At 56.0% G+C, this 5,993-nt stretch carries 5 protein-coding genes; 2 read left to right on the top strand and 3 right to left on the bottom strand.

Annotated features, from left to right (window positions below):
* Positions 1-394: 394 nt before the first annotated feature.
* Entirely contained in the window at positions 395-1,072 is a 678-nt protein-coding gene (locus ACWVCN_RS03805; protein ID WP_455244186.1) for a lipid-binding SYLF domain-containing protein, read from the top strand.
* Positions 1,069-2,298: an endonuclease/exonuclease/phosphatase family protein gene (locus tag ACWVCN_RS03800; RefSeq protein ID WP_455244185.1), complete on the top strand. Its 1,230-nt coding sequence runs from the start codon at positions 1,069-1,071 to the stop codon at positions 2,296-2,298. Before ACWVCN_RS03805 ends, ACWVCN_RS03800 begins: the two co-directional genes overlap by 4 nt.
* 79 nt (positions 2,299-2,377) lie before the next feature.
* On the opposite strand, the gene ACWVCN_RS03795 is transcribed toward ACWVCN_RS03800, so the two are convergent.
* From ACWVCN_RS03795 to ACWVCN_RS03785, 3 genes are all read right to left on the bottom strand, one after another.
* Entirely contained in the window at positions 2,378-3,541 is a 1,164-nt protein-coding gene (locus ACWVCN_RS03795) for a formylglycine-generating enzyme family protein (protein ID WP_455244184.1), read from the bottom strand.
* A gap of 20 nt (positions 3,542-3,561) precedes the next feature.
* Positions 3,562-4,272, bottom strand: a complete 711-nt coding sequence (locus ACWVCN_RS03790; RefSeq protein WP_455244183.1) for a lipid-binding SYLF domain-containing protein — start codon at positions 4,270-4,272, stop codon at positions 3,562-3,564.
* 127 nt (positions 4,273-4,399) lie between these two features.
* On the bottom strand, positions 4,400-5,993 hold a 1,594-nt coding region (locus ACWVCN_RS03785; RefSeq protein ID WP_455244182.1), incomplete at its 5' end, for a mechanosensitive ion channel family protein.

Here is a 5,993-nt window from a genome sequence, read left to right as displayed (position 1 = left end):
GTGCCGACGTCGTCGCCCCAAATCACGAGGATATTGGGCTTCGCATCCGAAGCCGATGCATGGGAAAAGGCAGCGGCAACGACAAAGAAACCGATGAATATGAGGAATCCTGCGAGTCGATGAGATCCCATAGCAGCCCCCCTGTAAGATAATGTCCCTTACTATAATTTGCTGAGCTGACCATTTCCAAGCCCTTTTTCCTACGGCTTTTCCACACCGGATTGTCGAAATTGCCCTTATCTAAACCTTGACCTGTCCAGATGCACCGCGCGATTATTCGAATCCCATGAACATTTCAGGCACCTTAATTTCTGGAGAGCGTTTGTCGGATCCCCCTTCAGAGAACAGCGTCGGTTCAACGGGTGCAAGACGCGCCACATGTTTTTTCGTTGTGATGTGCCTGTTCTTGTTCCTCTGCCCTCCCGTTGTTCCCGCTGCCGAGCTTACCGAATTAGAAGAAATCGTCGACGAAGCCCGGCTGACCTTCGCTCGCTTCACCGGCCACCCGAACATGACCTGGTTCAGAGACCGTGCACGAAACGCCCGGGCTGTCTTTATCGCTCCACGAATCACGCGGGCCGGTTATCTCTTCGGCGGGACTTGGGGGACCGGAGTCTTGTTGGTTCGAAATCCGTCCACGGGTCAATGGAGTGAACCGGCCTTCTACCGTCTCGCCGGAACCAGTTTCGGATTGCAAATTGGAGCCTTGCATACGGAGATCGTCGCGCTGGCGACGGATGACAGGGCAGCCGACGAAATGCAGGACGGTACCTTCACCCTGGGAGTCAGCGGCCAGATAGGGATCGGACGTACCGGAGGGGGAATAAGCGGGTCGCTCGACGTCACATCCGGAACCGGATTCGTGACGGTGGGCACTTCCACCGGATTTTTTGCGGGCGTCGCGGTCGGAGCGACGCTTGTTCTGGTTCGAGACAGCGCCAACAAACTCTACTATGGACACCCCGTCGAACTCGAAGACCTGCGTGAACGCCGCGTACAGCGGTGGTATTCCGAACGGTTGAGACGAAGCGTTGCCACTACGACCGGGCCGGAGACGGGGCTGAAACCATGAGCTCGTCCTACACAACGGTCTTACTCACAAGCGGCATGCTTATTATCATGGCCTGTGCGTCTACCACACCACCATTATATGTCGACAGACCCAGACCCGTTCAGCCAGGAACAGGGCCTGAAACCTTCACAGTTCTGACCTACAATGCCTGGCACGGATTAGACACGGGAGAATTCTGGGTCACCCCGACCGAGACGCCTGAAGAAAGCGAGGCTCGCTTGCAATTTCAGGTTGCCCAGATCGCCGCCGCGCGGCCGGATGTTGTCCTGCTCCAGGAGGTGAATCCTCTTCCGTCCAGGGCTGAGCGATATGTGCAGGCACTGGCCGACCGGGGATTGCAGTACGACGAAGTCCATCAGGTGGATGCCTGTGGCATCAGACTCGGCGGAGAGACTGCGCTGATCCCGGGACTCAACAACGGCCTAGTCATCCTCGCCCGAGGCGAACTGCAGCTACGCAAACTCACAGGCCTCAAGCTGAGTGGAGATCTTGGCCGGTGTGACAGTGCATCGGGCGTGCAGTTCGAAGAATTGCGCTATGCCGTGATCGGTGACATCACCCTTCCGGAAACCGGACAACATTATCTGGTCGCGAGCACGCACCTCCATTCCGGCATCGAGGCAGGATCGGACTTTCTGCGAATCCTCGCGCGGGCACACGGGACCGGCCTCCTTCCACAATACCCCGAATTCCGTTGGGAGATCGAGCAGGATCGGCTCAGGCGGATCGGAGAGTTGGACAGATTAACCCGTACGCTCAGGGCATTTCGTCGACAGGGGGCGTACACCGGCTTGGCAGCGGGTGGCGACTTCAATTTCGAGCCGGACTTTCCGGAATATGAGGAGGCGTTGCTGCTCAAACTCATGGATGGCCGCCGTCTCGCCACACAAACCGAGGAACTTTATACGGCCGATCCGCAACAAAACGGCTTAATCCATATCGAAGATGACGCGGTACTCCCTGCTCCTCTCCAGCGCGTATTTAAAGAGCTGCCTCCTGAATTGGCCGAGAAGGCTCATGCTGTGTATTTGACGGAAGCCAGACGACCGCGGCGCATCGACTATCTCTGGGTGGAATCATTTCTTCCTGGCTATTGTGTTCGGCAGGAGTTATTTGGAACGGAAACCAATAAGAAAGGCCGTCCCGCATCGGACCACTTCGGAGTGCTGACCACCTTCAATCGGGCAATGGACTCATGCGTGGATGTTACACCGGCAATGAGATAGTCACCGGATGCTCGCAGTTGATTTCGTAACCTTCGCCATCCCGCTTGATGGACCGATTTCTTTAAATTCCTTTTCGCAATTAGCCCGCATCCCGCACTAGCCGAAACCCAAGATGGTTCGTTCCGGTGTCCGGCTCGCCTTTGCCTCGGCCGCCGGCGATGTACCGGGCACAATACTGATCTGTGCAAAGGAACGACCCACCCTTGTGGACTTTCTTTTTCACGCCTGGCTCGGTCGGGTCGAAACTGTCGGCTGGCCCCTGCGGATTGCGTGCGAGCGGCCCTTCTTCCGCCAAGGTGCGGTAGTAATCGTGGCGATACCAGTCGCTCGTCCATTCCCAGACATTGCCGGCCATGTCGTAGAGTCCATAGCGATTCGGCGGGAAAGATGCCACAGGGGCGGCATGCCCATACCCATCCTCTTTCGTATTCTGATCCGGGAAATGTCCCTGAAACGTATTGGCCATATGCTTACCACTCGGCATGAACTCATTGCCCCAGGCGTACAAATTGCGATCCAGTCCGCCGCGCTGGGCAAATTCGAACTCGGCTTCCGTCGGCAGACGTTTGTCCACCCATTTTGCATAGGCCAGCGCATCTTCGTAGGTGATGTGAACAACCGGAAATTTTCCACGGCCTTTAATGCTGCTTTGTGGTCCTTCCGGATGTCGCCAGTTTGCTCCCTTCACATAATCCCACCATTGAAAATGATTGTTGAGTTCCACAGGATGATCAGGCGGAGAAAAGACGACTGAGCCCGCGACGAGATTTTCAGGCGGTGCACCGGGGAAATCCTCCGCACGTGGTGTCTGCTCGGCAATCGTCACATACTTGGTCGCTTTCACAAATTGTTCGAACTGCTCGTTCGTCACCTCTGTCTTGTCTATCCAAAAACCGTTGACGAACACCCGGTGCCAGGGTTTGGTGTCCGGAAAATCATCGGCCCCCATCCAGAATTCTCCGCCGGAAATCCACACCATTCCATCCGGCGCCGGACCTGGCGGGGGTGTTGGACCTGTGGTTGAGGCAACCGCGTTCATTTGTCCAACAGTCTCGGACAAGGTGGGTTGCGGACTCACAGCAGCAGTCTTGCGGGCTGCTTTCGCTGCGGAAATACCCATGTCGCATGTCATCGTAGCCGGTGCCGGCTCCGGGGATGATGAACGACCTACATACCAGAGGCCAGCGAGCGTGGTGCAGATTGCGACAACTCCTGCCCCGGCCACCATCCCAACACGTGTCATCTCCTTACTTTCCTCATTTCCTATTCGACCAGCTTCCTCGCCGCATCGCGCAGATCCAACGACCGGGGATTGCTGACATCCCCTTTGACGATGTCACGTGGTGTCGCGGGCTGTCCATAATATGCGCGATTTGCATCCGCAGCGATGTTGACCAATGCACCGCCCAGTGTAATTCCACCAAACACACCCTTCTTGCGGGCATAGGCAAGCATATCCGCATCAAGACCGTGGACGGAGGTCCCTGTTCCCGTGGGACCCGCAGCCAAACCTGCGCCGGCACCGAGCGTGAAGCCGCCGCTGTAGAAATCCTCTACCGCTTTTTCTGATTTGACCACCACAATGATCTCTGACACAGCCGCACCCACTTGCGCTCCCACGGTCAAGGAGCCGACGCTATAAAAGATCGGCTGGGACCAGAACCCTGTATTCGGCTCACGCACAATCAGCAATCCTTTGCCACCTCCCCCTCCCACAACAAAGCCCCATCTCGCAAAATCCGGCACGATGAAAAGCGCCCTCGCCTGAGGTCCGAGTTCGCGAAGCGTCTCTTTCATGTTTGGTTCAGTGGTGAACGCTTCTACCGTCAATCGTGCCTGATCGATAAGCTCTTGCTCAGGATTATCGCCCGCATGCACCTGCACTGGTGCGAAGAGAAGTGTCGCAAATAAAACGAGAGCTGGTATTCGACCAAACCAGCTCTCCCGACCTCGAGGCAATCGAAGGCGATTCATGAGGCACTTTCTCCAACATTCTCATAATACATATCGTTCAGTCCGGCTTTCTATAAATCCACAGGCATCGACTTCTCAATGCCGATCTCAACTCATAAACACGCCTGTCGCGGATATTCGATCATAATCAGGACGATTCCGCCTTTCTTGCCAATTCCCCGGGATATGCGTCTTCGATCAGAAGGCGATTGAACCTTACCAGCTCCTCACCCTTCGGCGCGCGGAGCATCAAGTCGCGAGTTTGCTGACGTAGCTCGATCTCGAGAAAACGTTGCGCGTCATAGATCGAAGGACCGGAAATGATCCTGTTGAGTTCTCGCACGACTGTTTCTTGCAGTTGCGTATCCCTGCCTCCTCGATAATTCAAGAGGCGTTTTTGCGTTCCTTCAGAAAACTGCCTCTGTAGATATTGGGCTAATCTGTCCTTCCCTTTGAGCTTTGTTACCAGAACGGGAAAATCCAATAGGTCGTGCGTTGAGAACAACACAGCGTTTCCCGCTGCCAGCTCGTCAGCAGGGATCTTGGGAGGCGCGTAATCCGGAGAACCTTTCGGGGGGTAGTCCAGGACGTTCTCAAGTCGGCGGCGCTCTTCAACGTCGAAATCTGGAAACGGAAGGTTGCCGCCCGCTCTCCATTTGTCGACCTCGGCCTCCGCTTCACCTTGACGCCCAACATCAAGCCCCTTGTCTCTCGTAAGGTATGCGGTTTGGGAAGGGAAGGCAAAGCCGCTTCCGGCTTCTTTGATGATGTCTTCTATCCGCAGCAGGATGTCCTCCTGAATGGCAAGAAACGTGTCATAGTCCTCGCAGTCCAGGTAGGCAAAGACTTCCAAGTCTTTCGAGTAGGCTCCGTACCTGATGAAGCGAACGCGGGCAGGCGCGGGTGTGACCTTCGGATGGCCCAGGAGCAATTCTCGCAGCCGGGCCAGAATGTATCGCGACTGTTCGGCAGTAGTTTCCAAGCGCAATTGAAGAACCGCTTTCAGCAGAAATTTATCGCGCACCGAGAAGTTGTCGATTTTCATCTCCGAGAACTCGGCGTTCGGCACGGTGACGATCGTCCGTTCCAGCGAGCGGATGCGCGTGGCCAGTACACCGATGTACTCCACTGTCCCGATTTGATCACCATAACGGCAGAAGTCTCCGACCTTTACCGGTTTATTGGCATAGAGGATCAAGCTGCCGATGAAGTTTGCGAAGGTCCGCTGGGCCGCCAGCGCAACGGCCAGACCGCCAACGCCGAGGCCGGCCAAGAGTGGCACCATATCCGCACCCAAGTGCTGAAGCGAGTAGATGATAATCAAGCTGCCGGCCAGGAAGGCTAGGATCCGCATGCCTATCCTCATCATGCTGGCATCGTGGCTTCCCTCCCGGATCATCTTCGAAAACACGGCCGTTTCCGCAACGGCACGGAAAAGTCCGAAGACAGCCCAGACTATCAAGATCGTCTCAATCACTCTTCCGAACGCCACCACAAAGGGGAGCAAGTCGCCCGTGAGCTTGATCTCGCCTTTGAGAAATTCCACTATGTCCAGCACGACATAGGCCACAAGGATGGGAGGCAGCACCATCAACCACCTGTCCCACGGCAATCGCAGCCGCCCGGCAACACGCCTGATCACGCGGAAGACTAGGACTCCCGCTACGCCGGCCCCCGAAACACACAGAAAGAGCGCCGTCCATTGCCACAACGTTTGTCCACCATAGGAAGTCTTGAACCAG

This window comes from Petrachloros mirabilis (assembly GCF_975968855.1).
This window is presented reverse-complemented; position numbering and strand designations above follow the sequence as displayed.